General features: G+C 65.1%; 17 protein-coding genes, 1 other RNA gene and 1 pseudogene. 10 read left to right on the forward strand and 9 right to left on the reverse strand.

Annotated elements, in window-relative coordinates:
* The 4 genes from smpB (at position 1) to ssrA (ending at position 2,925) form a co-directional block, all read left to right on the forward strand.
* On the forward strand, positions 1-495 hold the full coding sequence (smpB, locus tag ABGB19_RS00760; protein ID WP_347682991.1) for an SsrA-binding protein SmpB: 495 nt from the start codon (positions 1-3) through the stop codon (positions 493-495).
* Between the two features lie 99 nt (positions 496-594).
* The gene (locus tag ABGB19_RS00765) at positions 595-1,575 is read left to right on the forward strand and encodes an alpha/beta hydrolase family protein (protein ID WP_347682993.1); all 981 of its coding nucleotides are present in this window, start codon (positions 595-597) and stop codon (positions 1,573-1,575) included.
* Positions 1,576-1,623: 48 nt separating this feature from the next.
* Positions 1,624-2,478 carry a maleylpyruvate isomerase family mycothiol-dependent enzyme gene (locus ABGB19_RS00770; protein ID WP_347682995.1) on the forward strand — a complete coding sequence of 285 codons (855 nt, stop codon included), beginning with the start codon at positions 1,624-1,626 and terminating at the stop codon, positions 2,476-2,478.
* A gap of 78 nt (positions 2,479-2,556) precedes the next feature.
* Positions 2,557-2,925: a transfer-messenger RNA gene (ssrA, locus tag ABGB19_RS00775) on the forward strand.
* Positions 2,926-4,065: 1,140 nt separating this feature from the next.
* On the opposite strand, the gene ABGB19_RS00780 is transcribed toward ssrA, so the two are convergent.
* Positions 4,066-4,827 carry a hypothetical protein gene (locus tag ABGB19_RS00780; protein ID WP_347682997.1) on the reverse strand — a complete coding sequence of 254 codons (762 nt, stop codon included), beginning with the start codon at positions 4,825-4,827 and terminating at the stop codon, positions 4,066-4,068.
* A gap of 514 nt (positions 4,828-5,341) precedes the next feature.
* Between ABGB19_RS00780 and ABGB19_RS00785 the strand changes: the two genes are divergently transcribed.
* Positions 5,342-7,117 (forward strand): NAD-binding protein, encoded by a 1,776-nt coding sequence (locus ABGB19_RS00785; protein ID WP_347682999.1) that lies wholly within the window; start codon positions 5,342-5,344, stop codon positions 7,115-7,117.
* Positions 7,118-7,166: 49 nt separating this feature from the next.
* Here the strand turns inward: ABGB19_RS00785 and ABGB19_RS00790 are convergent, their stop codons facing one another.
* Positions 7,167-11,381 carry a TIR domain-containing protein gene (locus ABGB19_RS00790; RefSeq protein ID WP_347683001.1) on the reverse strand — a complete coding sequence of 1,405 codons (4,215 nt, stop codon included), beginning with the start codon at positions 11,379-11,381 and terminating at the stop codon, positions 7,167-7,169.
* 104 nt (positions 11,382-11,485) lie between these two features.
* Here ABGB19_RS00790 and ABGB19_RS00795 point away from each other — a divergent pair, with 104 nt between their 5' ends.
* Positions 11,486-12,220: a VIT family protein gene (locus ABGB19_RS00795; RefSeq protein WP_347683003.1), complete on the forward strand. Its 735-nt coding sequence runs from the start codon at positions 11,486-11,488 to the stop codon at positions 12,218-12,220.
* A 38-nt stretch (positions 12,221-12,258) separates the two neighbouring features.
* Positions 12,259-13,884, forward strand: a complete 1,626-nt coding sequence (locus ABGB19_RS00800) for an alpha/beta fold hydrolase (protein ID WP_347683005.1) — start codon at positions 12,259-12,261, stop codon at positions 13,882-13,884.
* A 343-nt stretch (positions 13,885-14,227) separates the two neighbouring features.
* Here ABGB19_RS00800 and ABGB19_RS00805 read toward each other — a convergent pair whose 3' ends face one another.
* The 3 genes from ABGB19_RS00805 to ABGB19_RS00815 are packed head-to-tail and all read right to left on the reverse strand — an operon-like array spanning position 14,228 to position 15,374.
* Positions 14,228-14,584 (reverse strand): VOC family protein, encoded by a 357-nt coding sequence (locus tag ABGB19_RS00805; protein WP_347684646.1) that lies wholly within the window; start codon positions 14,582-14,584, stop codon positions 14,228-14,230.
* 2 nt (positions 14,585-14,586) lie between these two features.
* Positions 14,587-15,048: an SRPBCC family protein gene (locus tag ABGB19_RS00810; protein WP_347683007.1), complete on the reverse strand. Its 462-nt coding sequence runs from the start codon at positions 15,046-15,048 to the stop codon at positions 14,587-14,589.
* A complete protein-coding gene (locus ABGB19_RS00815; RefSeq protein WP_347683009.1) occupies positions 15,045-15,374 on the reverse strand; it encodes a metalloregulator ArsR/SmtB family transcription factor in 330 nt (109 codons plus the stop codon). Before ABGB19_RS00815 ends, ABGB19_RS00810 begins: the two co-directional genes overlap by 4 nt.
* A gap of 298 nt (positions 15,375-15,672) precedes the next feature.
* On the opposite strand from ABGB19_RS00815, the gene ABGB19_RS00820 reads away from it, so the two are divergent.
* Positions 15,673-16,398, forward strand: coding sequence for a DUF4189 domain-containing protein (locus tag ABGB19_RS00820; protein ID WP_347683011.1), 726 nt, complete (start codon positions 15,673-15,675; stop codon positions 16,396-16,398).
* A gap of 258 nt (positions 16,399-16,656) precedes the next feature.
* Here the strand turns inward: ABGB19_RS00820 and ABGB19_RS00825 are convergent.
* Positions 16,657-16,821 (reverse strand): annotated as a pseudogene (locus ABGB19_RS00825) (hypothetical protein); the annotation flags it as partial.
* 446 nt (positions 16,822-17,267) lie between these two features.
* Here ABGB19_RS00825 and ABGB19_RS00830 point away from each other — a divergent pair.
* The gene (locus ABGB19_RS00830) at positions 17,268-18,569 is read left to right on the forward strand and encodes a tryptophan 2,3-dioxygenase family protein (RefSeq protein ID WP_347683013.1); all 1,302 of its coding nucleotides are present in this window, start codon (positions 17,268-17,270) and stop codon (positions 18,567-18,569) included.
* A 19-nt stretch (positions 18,570-18,588) separates the two neighbouring features.
* Here ABGB19_RS00830 and ABGB19_RS00835 read toward each other — a convergent pair whose 3' ends face one another.
* Positions 18,589-19,398: an LLM class flavin-dependent oxidoreductase gene (locus tag ABGB19_RS00835; RefSeq protein WP_347683015.1), complete on the reverse strand. Its 810-nt coding sequence runs from the start codon at positions 19,396-19,398 to the stop codon at positions 18,589-18,591.
* 41 nt (positions 19,399-19,439) lie between these two features.
* Complete coding sequence (locus tag ABGB19_RS00840) at positions 19,440-20,393, reverse strand: nitronate monooxygenase (RefSeq protein WP_347683017.1); 954 nt, start codon at positions 20,391-20,393, stop codon at positions 19,440-19,442.
* Positions 20,394-20,518: 125 nt separating this feature from the next.
* Here ABGB19_RS00840 and ABGB19_RS00845 point away from each other — a divergent pair, with 125 nt between their 5' ends.
* Positions 20,519-21,145 (forward strand): class I SAM-dependent methyltransferase, encoded by a 627-nt coding sequence (locus tag ABGB19_RS00845; protein ID WP_347683019.1) that lies wholly within the window; start codon positions 20,519-20,521, stop codon positions 21,143-21,145.
* Between the two features lie 35 nt (positions 21,146-21,180).
* Here the strand turns inward: ABGB19_RS00845 and ABGB19_RS00850 are convergent, their stop codons facing one another.
* Positions 21,181-22,563 carry a glutamate-cysteine ligase family protein gene (locus ABGB19_RS00850; RefSeq protein WP_347683021.1) on the reverse strand — a complete coding sequence of 461 codons (1,383 nt, stop codon included), beginning with the start codon at positions 22,561-22,563 and terminating at the stop codon, positions 21,181-21,183.
* Positions 22,564-22,704: the final 141 nt, after the last annotated feature.

Consider the following 22,704-nt stretch of genomic DNA (forward strand, 5'->3'; position numbering starts at 1 on the left):
GTGGCCAAGAAAGCGGACCCGTCCAGGTCGCCCAACAACAGGGTCGTCGCGACCAACCGCAAAGCGCGGCACAACTATTCGATCCTCGAGACCTTCGAGGCGGGGATTCAATTGGTGGGCACCGAGGTCAAGAGCCTGCGCGACGGGCAGGCCTCGCTGGCCGACGCGTTCGCCACGGTCGACGACGGCGAGATCTGGCTGCGCAACGTGCACATTCCCGAGTATCACCACGGCAGCTGGACCAACCACGCGCCGCGACGCAACCGCAAGCTGTTGTTGCACCGCAGGGAGATCGACGGGCTGATCGGCCGGATCCGCGACGGCAACCTCACCCTGGTGCCTTTGTCGCTGTACTTCGCCGACGGCAAGGTCAAGGTCGAGTTGGCGCTGGCCCGCGGCAAGGAGGCGCGCGACAAGCGGCAGGACCTGGCGCGCCGCGACGCCCAGCGCGAGATCACCCGCGAGCTGGGCCGCCGCGCCAAGGGCATGCCCTAAGCGCACTGCCGCCCGGGCCCCCGCTGTCTGTACACCGACACGCCGCAACGTGCGTACAAATCCGGTCGCTCGCGAGTTGATCTTGACTAACATCACCGCGTGAACAAACTGAAGAGCGCAATCGTCGCGGTCGCCGCCGCGTTGGTGTCCACCGTCGGCGTGGCCCCGCCGGTGCAGGCGCAGCCCGCCGCGCCCGTTCCCGCCGGTGCGTCGATCACCGGTATCGAGCAGGTCACCGACCGCTGGCAGAAGATCTCGGTCTATTCGCCGTCGATGAACACGGTCATCGTCAACGACGTGTTCCGCGCGCCGGACGGCAACTCGGCGCCGATTTTCTACCTGCTCAACGGCGCCGACGGCGGCGTCGACAACAAGGGATGGTTCGGACTGACGAACATCGGTGAGTTCTTCGGCAACAAAAACGTCAACGTGGTGTCGCCGATCGGCGGCCGGTCGAGCTACTACACCGACTGGATCGCCGACGACCCCGCGCTGGGCCGCAACAAGTGGCAGACCTACCTGACGCAGGAACTGCCGCCGTTGATGGACAAGGAGTTGAACAGCAACGGGCTCAACGCGATCGGTGGACTGTCGATGAGCGGCGGCGCGGCCGTCGACCTGGCCATCCAGGCACCGGGGCTGTACCGGGCCGTCGGCTCCTACAGCGGTTGCCCGGCGACGTCGCAGGGCAAGCAATACACGCAGACGGTGTTGACCGTTCTCGGCGGCGGCGGGAACGCCGCCAACATGTGGGGTCCGCAGGGCAGCCCGGAGTGGACGGCGCACGACCCGGCGCTCAACGTCGCGAAGCTCAAGGGCACCGCGGTGTACGTCGCCGCCTCGGCCGGTCGCGTCGGCGCGGTCGACAATCTGCCGGCCGGGTTCCCGACGCCCACCGGCGGGCTGCTCGTCGAGGGCATCACGCTGGACTGCAGCCGCCAGTTCGTCGATGCGGCGAACGCGGCCGGTGTTCCCGTGACGTTCATCGTCCGGCCCGAGGGCGCGCACACCTGGGGTCTGTTCGACTCCGAGATGCGGGAGTCCTGGAACTTGGTGATCGGCCCGGCGCTCGGCGTCTGACTGCAGCATTTGCGCACGCTCGCGGGCGGCGGGCGTTACCGTCGCCCGGTGAGCGGCCCCTCGCGTCCGGTGACCGTCCTCGACAAAGCCGCCGTCGTGGCGGGGTTGTCGGCGGTGTGGCAGGACATCGACGACCTGGTCAGCGGACTCGACGAAAGCCAATGGCAGGCGCCGACGTCGCTGCCCGGCTGGTCGGTACGTGACGTCGTCGCGCACGTCGTCGGGACCGAGTCGATGCTGCAGGGCTCCGATATCCCTGACACGCCGGAGGCCGACGTCGACATCTCGACGCTCCAACACGTTCGCAACGACATCGGCGCGATGAACGAGCGCTGGGTGCGCAGGCTGCGGACGCTGCCCGCGGACGAACTGCTCGAGAAGTACCGCACCGTCACCGCCGAGCGACGAGAGGCCCTGGCCGCGATGCCGGAAGACGTGTGGAACGAGATCACCGCGACGCCGGCCGGGCCCGACACCTACGGCCGGTTCATGCGGGTCCGCATCTTCGACTGCTGGATGCACGAACACGACATCCGCGACGCCGTCGGCAAGCCCGCCACCGATCCGACGGGGCCGGCCGCGGATCTAGCCCTCGACGAGATGGCGACGAGCGTGGGCTTCGTGGTCGGCAAACTCGGTAAGGCGCCCGATGGGTCCCGGGTCACGATTGAGTTGACCGGACCGCTGGCCCGGACGATCAACGTCGTCGTAGACGGCCGGGCAAAGGTCGTCGACGATTTCGACGGCCAGCAGCCCACGGCCACGATCACCCTCGACGGGCTGCTGTTCACCCGGCTGGCGGGGGGCCGGACGCCCCTGGCTCAGCACGCGGACGGTGTCGTCTACGGCGGTGACCAGGCGGTTGGCAGGCGCGTCGTCGAGCACCTCAACTACGCGATCTAGCCGGAATAGTCAGCGGCTGGCATGTGTTGTTCAACCCGGTAGAATGGACTGTCCTGCCGAAGGTCGGCGGGGATGCGAGGGGCTGAACGGTTTCGACTTCGCGCATCGAATCAAGGGAAGCGTGCCGGTGCAGGCAAGAGACCACCGTAAGCGTCGTTGCAACCAATTAAGCGCCGATTCCAATCAGCGCGACTACGCTCTCGCTGCCTAAGCGACAGCTAGTCTGTCAGCCCGGGAACGCCCTCGACCCGGTGTCTGGCATCAGCTAGAGGGACCCACCCACGGGTTCGGTCGCGGAGCCCGTGGGGACATCAAACAGCGACTGGGATCGTCATCCTGACTCGTCCGCGTGATCAGGAGATCCGAGTAGAGGCATAGCGGACTGCGCACGGAGAAGCCTTGAGGGAATGCCGTAGGACCCGGGTTCGATTCCCGGCAGCTCCACCAGAGAAGGGCCGCAGAGATGCGGCCCTTCTCCGTTGATCAAGGTCTGTCTCGGCTGGCCAGGACGCCGGCCCACACACGAGGCGAAGGCATGACCGCAACGTGTTTCTCAGGAGCGCGGGGCCGGCCGCGACGGTCGAGCTCGTTGTCCGCTCTGGCACTTGCAGACACCCGCACTGACTCGCCCGGCTGCACCCCTGGCCTCCCTCGTCGATTCAGAGTGGGGGCTGGGTCGCGGTTTGCGAATCTCCCTCCGCAATCGCGGAGGGGAGGCCATCACCAATAACGGTGGCGGTGTTGTTGTCGCTGGCGCTGCCGAGCCCTCACCGGCTCCTGGGGGACAGGGCGTCTGCACGATGATTCGCTTAGCCGACCTTCGTCAAAGTGAACTCGGTAGCAGGACCGCGGGTTCCGCCGGGCTCGGTGCTGCCACACATGCCGGGGCTCCCTTGACTGAACGCCGTGCCGGCGAGTGTGACCGCGCCCCACGAATAGATGGTCGTTCCCGCAGCGTGACTGCTGTCCTCGCACACAAGGGCGTCGGGCCGCGCAGCCGTCATGTTCCAGCGATCGCCAGCCAACTGCGCCTGCCCGTTGTAGGGCGCGTTACCGGCCGAAGAATTCGTAGCTGCGACATCGGCGCAGCCTGGGCCACACGGTGTGACCGTCCACGTAGTCGTGTTTCCGGATTCGACGGTAAAGGTGTAGGTGCCGCTCAACTCCCCGACGGGAGCGGCTGGGGTGGGAACAGGGGGCGAAGTGGAGTTAGGCGGACCGCCGGCCCAGCCGGGACTCGCTATCCCGATGGCTAGCGGAGCACAGATGGCCATTGCGCCAAGGAGTCGAGCGATATTCATGATTCCTCCAGATGGCCGAGACGTTATCGCGCAGCCGCCATAGGTAGTATCCCATTGAGTTCGCGCCGGTATAAGTCATTCGAGAAACGTGACGCTGGCGGCTGCAATCCAGTCACCGCGATGAGCACACGCGGGGTTCGGCAGCGCAGTCTCTCGGGGCCGTGCGGTCACGCGGTCACGTATCACGTTGACGTGCTTTGCCTTTCGCCGATCAACCGCCCCTTGACCGCCGCAGGAGGCGTGCAGGAATCGTCAACTCCACGCCCGCATGTGGCTCAGACTTTATTTACGATCGACCCAGTTGATCCAAGGCGACGCGAAGCGAAGTGCTGGGGATCTTGACCATCCCGCCGTAAGGCTGATCCATTTCGAGCATCATGAAGATCGGGCCTGCAAGTGTAAGGGCGGCGATCAGCAACGCTGCTATCACGCTGGCGTTGCGCGGCGCGTAGAGGCCGAAACTGGCGAAAATAACTGCTAGCCAGCCCACGACAACAATGAAGAATGCCCACGGGAACCTGCTGCCGATCTGTTCGATGGTCGTCCATCGCGACTCCGCAATGGTGTCGGTGATTTCGAGCGCTTTGGACCGGAGCCACCGCTGTTGTTCCGTCTGCGGCGACAGCGCGAAGAGATCCCGCTGAACCAAGACTATTCCGGCCCCGCTACTCAGCGCCGTCAGTGACACCGCGCCGTCTTCCTCCGGCCAAATCTGATTGATCCTCTCTGCAAGCAATTGCTTGAGAAGAGCCCGGGTTCGACCGGTCTCCGGCCCATACTCGGCCAAGGTCCGGTCGAGCATGATGAATTGCACGCCCGCGCTGCGTAGTTCACCTTCCCTCTCGCCGAGCGAGCTGATCGAGGAACCAGTGAGGAGGCCGAGCACCACTGCCGATAACGTTGCCAGCATGGCCATTACGATCCTGATGGCATCGCGGGATTCAGTGCTCAGATGCTGATCAGGAAGGATCTTCGCGAGGAACATTCCGAACAACGCGCCGCCGAAGATCATCGCGAAGACAGCGACGCCGATCAAAACATCCTTCATTCGCTTCTCCGCTTGCCGACGGCCGTCCCAACCGACTGACCCTTGGTTGCGATCGTGTCGAATGTTACATCGACCAGACATTCTCATTCGCCGAATGAAGGTGAGAAGGGTGGCTACCGAGGTATGAGAGGTATGAGAGGTATGAGAGGTATGAGTGGTGTCCGCTCCGCCGCTTTCTGATTGAGTCTGGGACCCCATGTCGCTTTCTCTTGCAACCACATATGGTCGGCTTCGCTCGCACCACAGCGTCGCTCGGAAGGGGACGGGACAATCACCCACGAGTCCGACGAACTCAGGTGGCAGTCCAAGAACTGAACCGGGGCGGCATACGCATGCAGTGATGTGGCGCAGGCGGACGCCATCCCGGTACGAGCCGCCGATGTCATTTGTGCACGCCTTGGCGGGCACATGCCGCTTCCCCCTCGCAGCATCATGTGACCGGGTTACGCTCGGCCGATAGCGGTTCTCCTAGGTGGCTTGTGGAGGAAGACTTGACCTACGTACAAGGGTCCCGATGATCTCTCCGCGGTCTCTTGCACCCATCGTCGTTGAGTTCCGGTGGGCGCTGCTCGGTGTCGCCGCCATGGTCGCCTTTGCGCTTGGCTGGGTGGGATACACCGAGTACCTGTACGAGCTGTACGTCGAGGGAGCGGTTAAGCATCCCCCTCAGGCGACCGACATCGCTTACAACACCCTCAAGCTGTTCTTGATGGGGTCACCCGGCACGACCGGGTTACCGGTGACTCTCGAGATCGCTCGAATCCTCGCGCCGCTGGTGTCCGGATACGCTGCATTGAGCGGGCTGATTTTGCTGTTTCACGATCGGTTTCAACAGCTTCGCATCCCACTGATGCGGGGCCACGTCATAATCTGCGGACTGGGCTATGTCGGCAGCTTGTTCGGGGACCGTCTGCGCCAGGCCGGCTATCAGGTTGTCGTCGTTGAATTGGACCCCGCGAATTCGTTCCTACAGGCATGTCGCAGTTGGCGCAGCCCAGTCATCTTGGGCGACGCGCGGCTGGAAGCCACGCTGCGTGAGGCCGGGCTGCAGCGTGCGGGCCAACTTCTCGCGGTGTGCCCGGACGATGCGGTGAACACCGAGATCGTCGCCGTGGCACGGCGATTCGTGACCGGTCGCCGACGCGGTCAGCTGCGTTGTCTGGCTCGAATCGAGAACCCGGAGCTGTGCCGGTTGTTGCGGGTCCAGGAGGCGAACTCCACGGACGGTGCCCAATCGTCGCTGGACTTCTTCAACATCGACGAGATCAGCGCACGGCTGTGCCTCGACGATTTCCCGATCACGGCCGGGGAGAACGGCCGGCCACACATTCTCGTCAGTCGCCTTGATGCGACGGGAATCTGGTTGGTGAAACACGCGGCGTGGGGCTGGTTCACCGACCGAACTGACGAAACGCCGCTATGGGTCACGGTTGTCGACGACCAGGCCCAGGATCGCGTTCGCGGGCTCCTCGACCGATACCCGGCCCTCGAATCGGTGTGCCGATTCATCGAATCGTCGATGTCGGTGCGTGATCTGGATCGACTCGACGCGATGCATGCCGAGGCGGGAGCGCCCCCTGTGACGCGCGCCTACGTGAGCGCATATCGCGACGAAGACGCGATCGAGGGCATGCTCAGATTGCGCCACGACCTTGATCCGACGGTGCCGTTCGTCGTCGTATTGTCACGCACGGATGGAGTGGCCAGACTCATCACCGACGCGACCGCCAGCGGCGAACTGACGAACGTCAGCGTGTTCCCCGCGCTCGAACGCACGTGCACAGCCGAATTCGTTGCGGGCGGGTCGTTCGAGAGGATCGCGGTAGCCATCCACGACCGTTGGCGGGCAGGGCAACTCGCCGTCGGCAATGACGCACCGCCGTGGTCCGACCTGGACGAGTCGCGCAGGGAATCCAATCGAGCTCAAGCCCGTGACATGCCGGTCAAGCTTCGCAGCATCGGGTGCACGATTGCTCCGCTGCATGACATACGCGCACCAGCGTTCGAGTTCACCGACGAGGAATTCGAAATGCTGGCGATCGCCGAGCACAAACGATGGGTGACCGAACGTCTGGAGTCCGGCTGGCGGCTCGGGTCGAAAGACATCGAGCGGAAGACTTCGCCGTATCTGATTCCGTTCGATGAGCTGCCGGACGACATCGCCGACCTGGATCGCGACGCCGTGCGTCAGATCCCGGACGCGCTCGCTCTGGTGGATCTCAAGGCCGTGCGGTCCGCCGCGAGCGCGCGCCATGTCGGACAGCCGACGCTCATCGGCGACGATCGCTAGGGGAATTGCTGCCGATTGGGTATGGGTGGTCTCGTCGATCGACAGCTCGCTAGTCGGAAGCAAGTGGCAGATCGGGGCAGACCTTGATGTAGTCGATGTCGTGAGCCACCCACTCGTTCCACTGCTTGTGGCTCATGTTCTGAGTAATCTTGTCGCACAATTCTTTTGGATCGGCAAGAGCCGGCCAAACCCGGACCGTTCGGTCCGCGCTGCCCGAAACGAGGCGCTGGCCGTCGGGCGTGTACGCAATACTGTCAACGTCATCGGTGTGCGCGGTCAACGCGTCGCCGGATTGCTGGCCGGATTCGACGTTCCACAACCGGATGGTTTCGTCGCGACTCGCGGAAGCCAGTGTGCGGCCATCCGGGCTGAACGCTAGGCCGGCGACCGTGTCCTCGTGGCCCTTCAGTAGCTGGCCGGTGTTCTCGAGCGAGGCCGCATTCAACAACTGAACGACGCCGTCGGCACCTGCCGCCGCGATGCGCCGCCCGTCGGGGCTGAAGGTCACTGCCCAGACAATGGCCTCCGCGTCGCCAATCGTGGTCTCCTCCATCAACTGACCAGTGTTGGCGTCCCATAGCTTCACTGAGCCGTTGTTGCCCTCCTCCATCCCGCCGGATGCGATGCGGTTCCCGTCGGGACTGAACGCCACGGCGTGGACGAGTTCGCCATGGATTAGCGGTGCACCGATGGGGCCCGCCCGTTGGACATCCCACAACCGGACAGTGCCGCCGCCGCCGATGACCAGGCGGCGTCCATCGGGGCTGAACGCCACACTGGTTAGTTTTCCCTGCCCGAGACTGATCGGTGCGCCGGTGGGCGTGCCGGTGTCTGCGTCCCACATCCAGACGGCGCCATCGGCGCCGGCGGTAACCAGACGCCGTCCGTCCGGGCTGAAGGCGATGCTGGACAGCGGCTCCCCGCTGCCCACAAGCGCCTTACCGATCGGTTGGCCGGTGTCTGCGTTCCACAGGCGTGCGGTACCGCCATCCCCAGCCGAAGCGATGCGACGTCCGTCAGGGCTCACCGCCACGCTGGACACCCCGCCGATATGGGCGATAAGCGGACGACGTATGCCGACATCCCACAATCGGATCACCCCGTCCTGCGACCCAGACAGTAGGCGAGTTCCGTCTGGGTTGAACGACAAAGTCCACACCGCAGTTTTGTGACCCAGCATGGGGGCACCGAGCGGTTGCCTGGTGTCGACATTCCACAGCCGAACCGCACCGTCGGCACCTCCGTCAGCAAGCCTGTGGCCGTCGGGACTGAACGCCAGGCTGAGCACCTGGGTCCCATGACCGGTGAGGGGAGCGCCGGTGGGCTCGCCAGTCCCAGCGTCCCAAAACTGCACATCCCCGTCGCTGGTCGACGAGGCGAACAAGCGGCCGTCGGGGCTGAACGCCACGTCGATCACGTCTTCGCCTTCGTCCTCGTCGACCTTGCGGGGAGGCCCGAGTTGCTGACCGGTTTTGATGTCCCACAAGCGCACGGTCGCATCGGAGCTGCCAGTGGCCAGGCGCCGCCCGTCGGGGCTGAATTCGACGGTGTGGACTCGGGCGGGATGTTTCATCGGGGCGCCGATGGGCTGGCCCGTTTTCGCGTTCCACAGCCGCACAGATGTGTCGACGCTGCCGGAGGCAACCATGAGTCCGTCTGGGCTGAACGACACGGCCCACACCTCGTCTTGATGGCCTAGCAGCGGTGGCCCGATCGGTTGTCCGGTATCCGCGCTCCACAGCCGTACGGTGCCGTCGTCACTTGCGGATGCGATCCGGTGCCCATCGGGACTGAACGCCGCGTCGTTGACCCAGGCGGCATGTCCGATCAAGTCCTGGCCCACCTGTCGGCCGGTCTCGGTGTCCCACAAGTGCAACCTTCCCTCGTTGCCTCCGGTGACGAAGCGGTCACCTTGGCGGCTGAAGACGGCTGCAGGGCTGAAGGCACCTCCGACGATGTCCCGCGAGGTCTCGATGATCTTGAGGGTGTTGAAAGTCCTTACCGCCACTGAATACAGCTCCTCCTCAAGTGTGTTGGGAGAGAGGGCGTTAGCAGCGAGTAGTTGCTGCAACGCCTTGGCGTCCGTGCCCGGCCTGCTGCTGTCCAATATTGCGTTCGCCTCGGAGACCAGTCGCACGCTCGTCGCCTGGCGGAACCGTTCTTGCGCCTGATCGCGTGCGCTCATGGCGTAGACGAGTCCGGCAGCCGCAACCAACGCCACTACCGCCGTCACTGCGAGAACGACCCGCAAAATCCGGGATCGCCTGCGCAGGTCGAGTGAGTGCGCTTCAGCCTGGGCTTGCCGTTCTTGCGCATTGCGTAATTCGGAGTGCACGCGTTCTTCCTCAGCGGCGACCCGCTCGTTCTCGCTTTGTCGTGAAGCATCGAGGTATTCGCGAACTGGATTCATCCGCTGCGTGAAAGTGGAAGATCCGACAACTTTTTCGGCATCAGCAAGACGGGAGCCGGCGAGTAACCACGCCGGGTCTTTCCCGTTGCTCCGCCACGCCGTGTCGGCTCGCTCGACGTCATCGGCGACCTGGAGTTCCTGGCGCTGCTCGCGTAGCCAATCCGCCAGGTCATCCCATTGGCGCAGCAGGCTTTCGAGGGCGACCTCGACCACGACGTGACCGTCGCGCTGGTCCTTCAGTAGAAGCCGTTTGGCGACCAGTGCGTCGATCAGCGGTCTGCCTTCCTCGGGTAAGTCGTCATAGCGGGCCATCCGACGCATCGGCTGGTCATTATTGGGGTTTACCGTGGCGAGCCAGGGGATGAAAGCCGCTCGCAGACAGTCGAGTTGGTGGCGCCGTTGGCCGGGATCGGCGCTGAGGACCTCATTGATCTCCGTCTCGACGACACGGCGCATCCCGCCCATCGCCTCGTACTGCTCGACTGTCAACTCACCCGTCGAGCCGTAATCGGCATACAGGCGCGCCAGCGTCAAAGACAACATCGGCAGTGTGTCGGCGCCCTCGGCGGCGTCGACGAGGAGTCTCTCCACCAGGTCAGGCGATACGGCGAGGCGGCGCCCCCCTTCGCTGGCCCGGGCCGCCGGGCCGGTGATCACCTCCTTGAACTGGGTCGGCGGCATCGGCTTCAGATCGTCGAAAACTCTTGATTCCACGCCGGCCAGCTCGGGATGCGTCTGCATGACCTCATATCGGTCGGTCCGGATGGTGGCGACCACGATCAGGCTCAGCGGTTGCAGATCGGTTCGTACCGTCAGCTGCCGAATCAGCGATATCAGCTCCGCGCCTTGAACTCCGGCGTCGGCGGAGAACAACTCCTCGGCTTGGTCCAACGGCAGTATCAGCGTCGGAGGGGTCGGTGCAGCGTCGACGCGAACCGGGTCCGGTAAGCGATCCGCCGCTGCTTGTTGCACTTCGATCAGCAACTCACGAAGTCGCTCGATATCGTCCGTGCACGCGGACTTGATCTCGCCGAGGCTTGGTGCCTTTAAGGCGATCCTGTCTCGGGCATGCCAAATGGCAGCTGCCAGACCGGTATCGCCCGTCAGCGCGTTGCGACCGGGCCGCACGACGCCCAACAGCGTGAACCGGCGATCTTCGCGGGCCAACCGCGGCAGTAAACCAGCGCGTAGAAACGACGACTTGCCTGTGCCGGACGGACCCAACACTACGAACATCGACTTCGTCTCGGCCAGTCTCATGCCGCGGAGGTCGTCGAGCCCGTGCACGATCGGCGCATCCCGGCCGAAGAACACCGCGGCATCGACCTGTTCGAACGGTTCCCAGCCGCGATACGGAGCCCGATCAACGTCGTCCGGCGGCGGCCATACGAATGAATGCGCACTGATGCCGGTCCCGCGGATGGCGTCTCGTAACCGGTACAAGCCCGTGGTGGCGAACATGACCGGTGGTCCACCGCTCACATCGATCGAGGTCATATCGCTCTCGCCGAAGAGGTCGCACCTCTGCCACTCCGACGTCAAGTCATCGCCGGCCGACGGCTCGAGGCGGGCACACAGAATTTGTTTGTTCAAGTTCTCTGCGACGCGGTATTCGGTCCTGCACTCATGGGACGCTTCCCAGTTGCTTGACAGCAGGCAGACCACGGCTTCGCATTTCGCACTCGCCTGCTGCAGTCTGTCCTTCCATCGCTCGCCCGGTCGCAGCCCCACCTCCGGATCGATGTCGAGGAATATGTCAGTCGCCAGCGGCGGTTCCTGATCCACCAGCCAGCGCTTCAGCGCCAACGCCTCCCGCGCGTCGAGATTCGAATGGCTGAGGAATATTCGCGACATGTCATCCTTGGGCTGGTTAGTCGCAGGTTAGACCCCGTTGTCGAGCGACGAGCTTGCTTTGCCGTAAACCTGCGTATGCGTCAGCGGCCGAATAGCCTCAACTCATGACAGCGGACCGAGTGGGCGGCGTCCCCAAGCCAACTACGGCGAAGCCACACCACGGGTCGGTCACCAACAAACTCAACTGGCTACGCGCCGCCGTCTTGGGCGCCAACGATGGGATCGTGTCGACTGCGGGCATTGTTGTCGGCGTTGCCGCAGCCTCCGGCGACCGAGGGCCGGTGCTTACTGCCGGCATCGCGGGCCTGGCGGCCGGCGCACTCTCGATGGCCGTTGGCGAGTACGTGTCCGTCAGCACCCAACGCGACACCGAGCGGGCAATGCTTCACAAAGAGGGCCAGGAACTGAAACTGCAGCCCGACGCCGAAATGGACGAATTGACAGCCCTGTACGAGGCAAGAGGTCTGTCCCCGCAGACTGCGCGCCAGGCCGCTACCGAGCTGACCGCTTTCGATCCGCTAGCCGCGCATGCGGAGCTCGAGTTGCGAATTGATCCCGAGAACTTGACGAATCCCTGGTTGGCGGCGATCTCCTCCGCGGTGTCGTTCACCATCGGCGCACTCCTGCCGCTCATTGCGATTCTTCTACCGCCACCGCACGCCCGGGTTCCGGTCACGGTCGCCACGGTGCTGCTTGCTCTGGCGATCACCGGATGGGTCGCCGCCCGGCTTGGCGGCGCAAAACCCCTACGGCCGATCCTGCGCGTGGCCGTAGGCGGGGCGCTTGCCATGGCGATCACGTTCGCCATCGGTCATCTCGTCGGCTCGGCAATCGGATAACGCCAATCATGTCGACTTCACCGCAACGTTCTGCCAGCATGTCGATCTGGGCGGAGCCGACGGCGGCCCGGTCGTGGCTTCGCTTGGCATTCCTGGCCTTGGTGGTCGTGCTCAGTGCCGTTCCGTTGGGCGCGTTTTCGCCGACGGTCGCCGATCCTGGGGCAGCCGACCCCTACATCGATCAGCTGACCGAAGGTGCCGGTACGCCCACTTTGGGCTGGGCCGACTGCGGTGACGGATTCGTCTGCGGGAAAGCGGAAGTCCCGTTGGACTACAACAGGCCGCGCGACGAGCAGATTCAACTAGCGGTGATCAAACTGCCCGCGACCGATACACACAACCGGATCGGAACGTTGTTCATCAATTTCGGGGGTCCCGGTCAGTCCGGCGTTGACCGGCTGCGCGGACGTGCGAGGTGGCCCTGGTTGTTCTCAGAGGAACTGCGATCGCGATTCGACCTCGTGTCTTGGGATCAGCGGGGGGTAGCGCGCAGCGCCGCGGTGCGCTGTTTTTCCGACGCAGCCGAGCAGTGGCAGGTTCTCGTGCCTAGTCCGGGCCTTCCCATGGATGCCGGCGGAGAGCAGGAACTTTTCGACTGGTCAAAAAACTTGGCCGACCGCTGTGGGCAGCAGGCCGGCCCGATCCTGAATCACGTCTCGTCTGCGAACGCAGCACGCGATCTCGAATTGTTACGTCGCGCGGTTGGCGATTCGTCGTTGACATATCATGGCATCTCCTACGGCACCCAGCTGGGCGCGATCTACGCCAACCTCTTCCCGGGTCGCGTCCGTGCGATGGCATTGGACGGCTCGATCGACTTCGAAGGCAACGTCAACGGTCACGGCGCCGAGGGGGATACTGTCCCGCTCAACGCCCGACAAGATGTCGTGACCGGCACGTCCGCGGCGTTCGACGAGTTCTTGCGGGACTGTTCCGCGGCCGGCCAACGCTGCGCGTTCTCCGAAGGCGATCCCAGAACCAAGTGGGCGGCGCTGGTCGAACGTTCGCGCACGTCACCTGTTCTCGTCTACGGCCACGCGTGGACCTACCCGGAGATGGCGGCCGCGACACTGCCGAAGCCGTCCACTTACCCTCAACTCGCCGAGCTGCTGCAGCAATTCTCCGACACTGGCACCGCAGCACCAGAACTCATCGACGCGATAACGGGCAGTGATCCGCCCCCGGCTGATGTCGACAGGTTGTACTTGAGCAATCGTGAGGAGGCGTACGACGCGATCCAGTGCAGTGACAGCACTGTGCCGACCGACCTCGCCGCGTACAGCCGAGCGGCGCTGGCGGCGGATGCGGCGTCACCGGACTTCGGCCGCATCTCGGTCTTCGACGTGATGCCGTGCGCGTTCTGGCGCGGCCACGACGCCGACCGCCATACGGGTCCCTGGAACCGGCGCACTTCCGCGCCGATTCTGGTGCTGAACACGAGAAACGACCCCGCCACTCCGCTGGCGGGCGCATATGCCGGTGCAGCCCAGTTGTATGAGGCCCGAGTGGTGGTAACAGAGGGCTCAGGACATACCAGTATGTATGTCGCGAGCACCTGCGCAGAACGCGTCAAACGCGATTACCTGTTTTCCGGCCTGCTGCCGCCCCTAGGTACCGGCTGCAACCAAGACCAATCACCATTCGATCAAGCGCCGGGGTCATAAAGATCGACGGCAACACGTGACGGCGCAAGCGGCTACCTGATCCGCAAACCCCGGAAATCGAATTGGGAAGGCGCGACTACGTGTTGACGCCGTCAACACCTGTCGCGTACCCGCAGGTGCGTTGCGTCATTCTACGTTGTTTCGCGTATTGGAACTCAGGGTTTCCGCAGCTCACCTGGGGTTTCGTCGCGGGCTCGATTCCCGGCAGCTCCACAAAGAGGGCCGCAGAGATGCGGCCCTTCTTTGTTGACCTAGGTCGTTCCTGAGGGGGCGAGACGGGTGGCCGGCTCACGCGGTGCGGACACCTACGTGTCCGCACCAGAGCCGCGCGACGTTCCCGTGGTCAATACTTCACTCGGAAATTGCCGACCAGCTGAATCATGTTGTGATCAGGATCGGCGAGCGCAAAGAGTCGTACGCCCTTATTGGCATCAATGATCTCGCCATTCCCAAGACCCATCTCACGGAGTTCGCGAGCGCCTTCCTCGATGTCGGACACCGCCAGGTTGAGCATCCCGTTGCCGGCGCGCAGGCGATCCTCGGTCACCTGCACCCAGCCGCCTTCGGTGACCTGCCATTCGACCAGGTTCGGCATCGGATTGTTGTCAGGTTCGCGGCCGAAAAGTCTTGTGTACCAGGACCTGCCCGCCTCGATGTCGCTCACCGCGACCACTGCCAGTACGTAATCAACGTGAGTCATCATCAGTTCTCCTCTGTCGCAGTGGTTTCGGCGAACTCAGCGGCCAGGGTGTCCAGTTGCTGGGCGGTGCCGTGCTCACGCCAAGCAGGTTGTTCCTGGCCGGGGAGATACACGCCGTGCTCGGTCAGCACCAGCAGGGTGCCAGTTCCGTCCGCACGGAACTCGACACTGGTGACCGAGACGGTCGACAGCCGGTCTGCGGTATGCAGTGTGGACGTCGTGAGAATCCTTTCGTTGGGCACGATCTCGGCGTACCGCGCCTCGTAGGTCAACGGGCGGCCCTGTCCGTCGATCCCTCTGACGGTCTCGAGGCCACCGACCACGAAGTTCTGGGAGTGCTCTGCTCCCTGAGCCATCCAGCGCTTGCGCGCCTCCGGATCCGCCCACGCCTCGAACACCCGCTCGACCGAGGCCGGGTAGTGGCGTTCCAGCGTGAATGTCGAGTGTGTTACTTCGATGATCACGTTCCCTTCAGGTAGTCGTCGAGTTGATCGAGCTGCCGTTCCCATTCCGTGCGTTGGGCGCTGAGCCAGCGTTCGGCCTCACGCAGGGCCGTCGGTTCGATCCGGCAGCTGCGCACTCGGCCGACTTTCTCGGTGACGATGACGCCAGCTCCTTCCAGCACCGTCAGGTGCTGCATCACCGCAGGCAGTGACATCGCCAGCGGCTCGGCCAGCGCCTTGACCGGCGCTGGCCTGTGAACGAGCCGTTCCACGATCGCCCGACGGGTCGGGTCGGCGAGTGCGTGAAAAACGCGACCGACCTCGTTAGACCCGGATTGGTTAGGCACATACTTAACTATTGCGATCGATCAGCGAAAAGTCAAGTAACTGGTTAACCATTCGGGTGCATCGAAGTAGGGGCGGCTATCGGCTCCGGGCCCCTACGCCGGCCGTTTGCCGACGGCGATATTGCCAAACGGGTAGAACAAGCGATGTAAGGGGCGAATACTCAGCAGGCACGAATACAACACCCGCAACGAAAGGCCGAACGATCAGTCCGCCAATCCGCACCCTGTCCGGGCTGTAGGCAGCGTCCAACTCCTGGAGCGCGGCCCCCGGGCAGCTATCAACTCACAGGAGTCGAACATGACAACCACCTATCAGGGCCGCGCCGGCTGCCGAGGCCGGACCATCGCCGCCGCCATCGTGGCGGCCGCAGCCGCGATCGTCGTCGGCATGGTGAGCGCCCCTGCGCCCGCGTATGCAGCCGACCAGTACATCGGGCTGGCCATCGGATATGTCAATGAAAACCCCCCCGTCACGATGGCCGGAGGCTCGGCGATCAGTTCCACCCAAGAACAGGCCGGCCAGGGCGCGCTGACCAACTGTCAGAACAACGGCGCCAGCCACTGCGTCACTCAGGTCATCGCCAAGAACGAATGCGCCGCGGCCGCGTCGAACGATTACGGCGAAATGACCGGTGCGTCTGACCCGTCGCTTGGCACCGCCCAGAGCAAGGCCACGAGCAAGCTGCAGAATCAGCAGGGCGCGAAGGTCATCGTGTCGGGCTGCTCGAGTGGGGCCAGCCAGCCCCCGCCGCCGAACGAGCCGCCGCCACCGCCGGCGCCGTTGCAGGGGCCGACGGTCTCGTTCAACACGGTCGTGGGTGGCCTGGAGGCTCACATCACCGACCGCAGTGGAGTGACGTCACAGTGCACGTACACGGCGGAGAACTTCAACCGCAGCTTCGCGCTGCCGGCCAACTCCACGTACGACCTGAGGATCGTTCCGGCTGTTCCGCGGTTCCGGAACTGGACCGTCACGATCACCTGTGACAATGGGACGAGCACGACGGCGACGACGTACTTCTGAGTCCCGTCGTAGCCGTTAACCCGATCCGCCCGGGCCGTATCCTCCGGCCCGGGCGTGGTCAACCGGCGCCGGCACGCATGTGCCAGTGCGCCTGGAGGTCGCCGGCCGCCGGTGACACTCGGCGCTAACGGATTTTCGGTTGTGACTCGTGGGCCGCTGCCCGGATCAACGGATGTCGGGCGCGGGCGAGTTGGCAGAGTGCGCGGCACGGCGCAGATCGGTTGACCGACAACAATTTTGGTCAGAAGCGTCGACGACGTACGCGAGCGCGAGGAAAAAGGTCAGCCCTACGGGTGCGTCGGTGAAGACGCTCGGTACCGGAAACGCGACGGTGACCAACAGCAGCGCCACAACGATGCCGTTGAGGTTCGCCACGAGTATCAATACGGTCAGAATGAGGTGACCGCGCACTCGCCGCCGCGGCTCGTTTCCCCGGCAGCCACCACGTTGGCCGATCGCGCTCGCCAACAGTCTTCCCGCACCTTGCGGCTTCAACCGGTTTCTGATCACAGACACTCCGCAACCCAGGACAACATGCACTGACGCGTCGCCCCGCGGCCGTCCTGCATTGCCCTGCTTACCGATCGGATAGAAAACCCTTCCCGATCCGCACGCGAAATACCGCCTGTAGGCGATTCCGGGGACGACTACCTGATCTCGAAGATTGATCTCGAACAACTCCCCGCTACGAAAGGCAGGAGGCCATGCGCGCCACAGGACCGCTCTCGCTGGCAGGGCGATCGCTGGGCCGCGCCACGCGGTTGATGTCGCGGAAAAAGACCACCGAAAAGTGTGCGACGGCACTGCCCGCGCCGCCCCTACCTATAGCGCAGCCCGCCAGGGCGGCAGGACCGCCCGAAGGAGCAAAGATGGCCACCTCCGAGCACGCAGCCACGACGATGAGACCGGCCCCCCACGCGGGCAGGTGCCCGTTCGCGGGGCGCGCCGTCGCCACACCGGAGAGCGGGCCGCACGTCGAGGTGACGTCGCCGGCCGACCTGTGGCGCGATCAGCCGATCATCGACGCGATCGATCGCTGGTCGTCCGCCCACGAGCCCCACAGCTTGACGCTGGCCAAGCTCGTCACCGAGCACGTCCGCGCGGTCGGAAAACACTTCCTCTCCGTTCCGATCCTCAAGCGCCTGACCGAGATCCGGCATCGACACGGCGCACGCGACCCGTTCCTCGACGCCTTCCTCGACGGCATCCTCGACAAGTTCGAAGGCCGTTACTACAACCGCACATACCTGGCACTGCCGCTGCTGGAGAGGATCTGCGACGACCCGCTCTCCGGCCTCGACCCGGAGCGCATGTCGGCGCTGTTGATGGCCGACGTCATCCGGTTCGAGACCGAGGTACGCACCAGCGACCGGCCGGACGCGGCGACGTCGCGCAAGCGCATCACCCATGCGCTGCGGTTCGTGGCGAGCTACGTGGACGGCACAGGTGATCTGGACCTCGCCGCGGTCCTGGAAACCCTGCCGGCCTCTCCCGCGACGACCGCCGGCGACTGGTTCGGCATGACCGTCCAGCCCGTGTACACCGCCCACGACGAGTACTTCTTCATGCGGGCCCTGCAGGCGCACGAGATGGTCTTCACGACCCTGGCAGCGGATCTGCGCACGGCGACGACGACTCTTCGCAACGGCCGCATCACCGATGCGGTGTCCCACCTGCAGCACGCGAACAAGGTCTTCGCCCGGGCGGCGATGTTGTTCCGGCTGGTCGCCACGATGCGCCTCGAGCATTTCCACGCCTTCCGGGAGTTCACCCAGGGCGCCAGCGCGATCCAGTCCGAGGAGTACAAGCGCTTCGAAATCGCCTGCGGCGCGCCGTCGGACGAGCGTCTGCTCTCGGACGCGTTCACCAACGTGCCCGCGGTGCAGGCCGACGCGGCGGCCGACCACGACGATCTCTCCCGTGCCTACCTGGACGCCCGCCGCGACGACGCGTTCACCCCTGCCCAATGGGACGTCCTCGACGCCGCCCTCACCACCCTCGAAGGCGGCCACCAACGCTGGAAGGCCACCCATCACTCACTGGCCGGGCGGATGCTCGGAGAGGCCAACGGCTCCGGCTACACCACCGGCGTCCCCTATCTCCGAAAGTGCTTGGACAACCGGCTGTTCTGGCGGTTGGGCGATTACCTGGAGGGATCGAAGGTGGGCTGACCGGCCGGCGCCCCGCCGCTCAGACCCACGGTCCGTCGCGGATCACTCCCCGGACGAGATCCACGGTCGTCGACGCCCACGGGAATTCCACCACGCACCACGTCGCCCCCGCGGCGACATACGGCGCCGGATCCGTCCCCGGCGACAGCGGAACCACGAGATCGAAATCGTCGTCCACGCCTAACGCGGTGAGGTCGGCCATCGCCTCGGACGCCTGGTCGGGGGTCTCCAAGAACACCGGGAAATAACCGTCGTAGCGTGCGGCGCGACGGCGCGGTTTTTTGTTCTGGATCAAGCCCGCCACCCAGATCGGAATCCGGGGGTGCTGGACCGGTACCGGTAGAAAGCGCACCCCGTCGACGGTGTAGTGCTCGCCCAGGTGCACGACCTCGTCGCCCGTCCAGGCGCGGGTGATCACCTCCAGCGATTCATCGAGCATGGCCGCGCGCTTACGGTCGTCGACCTCTTCGCCGGTCTTGGTGTACTCGATGCCGTATGCGTCGCTGCCGAGTCCGACCCCGAACGTCAGGCGGCCCTCACTGAGGCGGTCCAGTGAGACGGTTTCCTTCGCGACCTTGGCCGGGCGACGGCGGGCGAGTGGCGTCACCATCGGACCGAGCCGAATGCGCGAGGTCGCAGTTGCGATGGCCGCCAACGTGATCCACGGGTCGGCGATCGCCGAGATCGGTTCGCACCAGCGGAGATGGTCCCAGACGAACACACCCGTCCAACCCGCTTCTTCGGCTTCGGCGGCCAGGCGCGCCACCGTCAGCGGATCGGCGAGCTCCTCGAACGGAGGAAGAAAGAGCCCGGAGCCGACAGTGCTCATCGAGTTAGCGTCCCGCATTCACCGCAGGTTGTCACGGCCCACTACGGGGTGAGGATGCGGACAAGCTCCGTCGCGGTTGGAATATCGGCAATGCAACCGACATTGGCGCCCGCGTAGAGAGGCCGCCAGTCCACCAGGTTCTCGGGTTCGTCCTCGGTCGGCGGTTGGGGCACCAGGAGCGGCAGCCGGGGCGGTTGGGCCCGCAGCAGGCGATCCTGCGCCGCGGGCGGCAGCACCGTGGTGAGGCCGGTGAACGTCTGGTTGACCATGCGAATCCAGCCCGGCCCTCGGTCCTCGTGGCCCAACCATCGGCGGGTTGCGGCGTTGTGGATCACGCGGTGCGGAGCATGGGGCCAGCCCAGTCCGAACAACTCCGTGAGGACTGTTTCCTCGGCGCGAACGCACCGCCGTTTGTATTCAGCGTGGGCGAGGCTCTCTTCGCTGACCAGAAAGCGGGTGCCGACGACCGCCGCGACGGCGCCGGCATCCAACGCGGCCCGCACACCCTGCGCGTCGACGATGCCGCCGGCGACGAGAACCGGGACATCGACAGCGCCGCGAATCTGTTCGAGCAACTCCAGCGACGGAGTCGTCCCGCGCACGTGGCCGCCCGACTCGACTCCCTGGGCGATCACGGCGTCGGCCCCGGCCCAAGCCGCGGCCTTGGCCTCCTCGACCGATCCGCACTGGTGAATCCAGGTGGTGGCGGCAAGCCGGCGAGGCGCGCCCCAGAACGTCACGATGACGTCCGCGGCGGCGGCCGCCTCCACATCACCCGGTCGGACGAACGGCAGCAGCAGATTGACGGCGATCGGCCGTCCGGTGAGCCCGCGCGCGGCGGCTATCTCGGCAGCGATATCCGTTCGCGCACCAGCGATCGTCCCCAACCCACCGGCCTCGGATACGGCCGCCGCCAGTTCGTGTCCCGAGATGAGACCCATGCCGGCCTGAACAACCGGCACCGCCAAGCTACGCAGATCAAGAACCGCGGCCATCGGTCCAAACTATCGCGCCGCACTCGAGCGAACCGTTGGGTCCAGTCGTGTGGGTAGAAATGGTCGAGTCGGTCAATCCGCATTCTGGAAGCAGATCTCGATCACGGACGACACCGAGGAGCGCCATGACCGGTAGATCACGCGCGATGTCCGGCTTCGACGAGCCGGTACGCCGGTGGCAGGACATCCCTGGGTGGTTCCAGTGGAGGTCGGCTCAGCAAGAAGCCGTGGCGCACTTCGGGGACGGCGCTCGCTTCGCAGAGGTCGGTTGTTATCTGGGCAAGAGCATCTGTTCGTTGGCCGAGGCGGTGCGGGATGCCGGCCGTGGCATCGCGATTATCGGCGTCGACACCGCGCGCGGCAGCGGGCCGGAGGGGCCCCAGCGCTCCAATGCACACGGCCCCGCCGTCCAGCACGGCGGTGGAACCTTCGCGGGACTGTTGCACCGCAACGTGATCGCCTGCGGTTTCGCCGACTCTGTTCAACTGGTCATCAGCGATTCCGTGGCGGCGGCTCAGTTGTTCGCCGACGAGTCCTTCGCCTGGATTCACATCGACGCCCGTCACGACTATCCGAGCGTCTGCGCCGATATCGCGGCCTGGGCGCCCAAGGTGCAAGGCGGGGGCTGGTTGTCCGGCGACGATTACGACGAATGGAACTGGCCGGGCGTGGTGCAGGCGGTCGCAGATGCGCTGCCCGACGCGCAGCGTTGGTGGTCGACGCAGTGGCGGTGGATCAAGCCACACCATTGATTGGGCGCCGCCAATCGGTGCACACCAAGTCATCGTCAGGGCAGAGGCCACTCGTGCACCGGGGCGTCGGTGCGTGCGTGCTCGACGTATCGCCGGGTCATCTCGCGCAGTGCCGCGATCCGTCCAAGTCCGCGATTCTCGAGGCGGCATACCGTCGCGGTCTGCCAGGCAGCGCCGGTACGGCCGGTTCGCACTCGGTCTTCGATGACACCCAGGTATCGATCGCGGTCCGTTCCGTCGACGCCCCAGGAATCGAGACCGGCAGCAGCGGCCGGTAGGAGCACGTCGCGAGTGAGCTTGTCGACGGAGTGCTCTTCGCCCTGCCAGTAGAGCCGTGCCGCCAGTCCGTCGCGCGCGGCGCGATGCAGATCCCGCTCGGCGGCCGCGAACGGCACCGCTCGCCACGGGAAGGGCTCGTGGTCGACGAGCGCACGCACCAGGCCGTAGTAGAACGCAGCGTTGGCCACCATGTCGATCGCTGTCGGTCCACTTGGCAGCACCCGGTTCTCGATCCGAAAGTGCGGGTGGCCGTCCTGTACGTCGTATACGGGACGGTTCCAGCGCCATACGCTGCCGTTGTGCAGTCTCAGCTCGCGCAGCGCGGGAGCGTGTCCCGCTTCCAGCATGGCGTCGGGATCCTCATCCGTGAGGATGGGGAACATCGGCGGGTAGAGCCGAACCAGGTCGTCGAACAGTTCCACCGGGCCGCTGATCCAGCGGTCGCCGAGCCTCACCCTCGATGGTGCATTGGCCTTGACCTCCCTGGGGCGCCGGGTGTCGAGGAGCTGTTCCAGCAACGTGATTCGGGTTTCCTGCCAAGCCAGGCGAGTGAGCAGGAACGGCGCATTGGCCGCCACCGCAACTTGGGCACCGGCGATCATCTGCGCGGCGTTGTAGTAGTGGGCGAACCGGTCGGGCGGTACTCGTAGGTGTAGCTGCAGGCTGGTGGCGGCGGCTTCGGGGGCCACCGAGTCCGTTGTGAATTCCAACGGCTCGCACGAGTCGATCACGCTCACGTTGAAGGGCCGGTGCCGAGCGGCGCGCATGCGGCGATTCATCAACGCGTAGCGCGGGTTGGCCGAGATCCGTTCGACGGTCAGGTGCTCGGCGCCGAGGGTCGGCAGCATGCCGACGGCGACGATCCGCGTGCCGAGGCATTCGATCCGGGCCCGGCTGATTTCGAGGACCTCGACCAGCTCTGCTTCGGTGTGTCGCAGGACCTGGCCGACGAGCCTGCGCGGGGCCACGTTGAGTTCGACATTGAACTGGCCGAGCTCGTGCTGCATGTCGGTCCGCTCGAGCCGTGCCAGGACCGCGTCGTTGACCAACCGTGGTCTGCCCAACGGGTCGACGAGATTGAGTTCCACCTCCATGCCCACGGTGTGTTCGTCGCCGACGAACCACCCTCCGTCGATCATGCTTTTCAGTGCGGCAACGCAGCGGTGAAGCCTGCGCTGCACTTCATCTCCGCGGCCGTGCGCCAGTGCGGAAGCGTCGACTCGCTCACCCACGGCGCACCTCCAGCTCTGCATTTGGCGTCGGGTACGGCAACAGTAGGC

The sequence above is a fragment of the Mycobacterium sp. B14F4 genome (genome assembly GCF_039871645.1).
Classification (GTDB): Bacteria; Actinomycetota; Actinomycetes; order Mycobacteriales; family Mycobacteriaceae; genus Mycobacterium.

Excerpts from the sequence above, each read along its gene's own strand:
- ABGB19_RS00780 (WP_347682997.1), bottom strand. The coding sequence starts at position 4,827 with ATGAAGGATGTTTTGATCGGCGTCGCTGTCTTCGCGATGATCTTCGGC.
- ABGB19_RS00785 (WP_347682999.1), top strand. The coding sequence starts at position 5,342 with ATGATCTCTCCGCGGTCTCTTGCACCCATCGTCGTTGAGTTCCGGTGG.
- ABGB19_RS00790 (WP_347683001.1), bottom strand. The coding sequence starts at position 11,381 with ATGTCGCGAATATTCCTCAGCCATTCGAATCTCGACGCGCGGGAGGCG.
- ABGB19_RS00795 (WP_347683003.1), top strand. The coding sequence starts at position 11,486 with ATGACAGCGGACCGAGTGGGCGGCGTCCCCAAGCCAACTACGGCGAAG.
- ABGB19_RS00800 (WP_347683005.1), top strand. The coding sequence starts at position 12,259 with ATGTCGATCTGGGCGGAGCCGACGGCGGCCCGGTCGTGGCTTCGCTTG.
- ABGB19_RS00805 (WP_347684646.1), bottom strand. The coding sequence starts at position 14,584 with ATGACTCACGTTGATTACGTACTGGCAGTGGTCGCGGTGAGCGACATC.
- ABGB19_RS00820 (WP_347683011.1), top strand. The coding sequence starts at position 15,673 with ATGACAACCACCTATCAGGGCCGCGCCGGCTGCCGAGGCCGGACCATC.
- ABGB19_RS00830 (WP_347683013.1), top strand. The coding sequence starts at position 17,268 with ATGGCCACCTCCGAGCACGCAGCCACGACGATGAGACCGGCCCCCCAC.
- ABGB19_RS00835 (WP_347683015.1), bottom strand. The coding sequence starts at position 19,398 with ATGAGCACTGTCGGCTCCGGGCTCTTTCTTCCTCCGTTCGAGGAGCTC.
- ABGB19_RS00840 (WP_347683017.1), bottom strand. The coding sequence starts at position 20,393 with ATGGCCGCGGTTCTTGATCTGCGTAGCTTGGCGGTGCCGGTTGTTCAG.
- ABGB19_RS00845 (WP_347683019.1), top strand. The coding sequence starts at position 20,519 with ATGACCGGTAGATCACGCGCGATGTCCGGCTTCGACGAGCCGGTACGC.
- ABGB19_RS00850 (WP_347683021.1), bottom strand. The coding sequence starts at position 22,563 with ATGATCGACGGAGGGTGGTTCGTCGGCGACGAACACACCGTGGGCATG.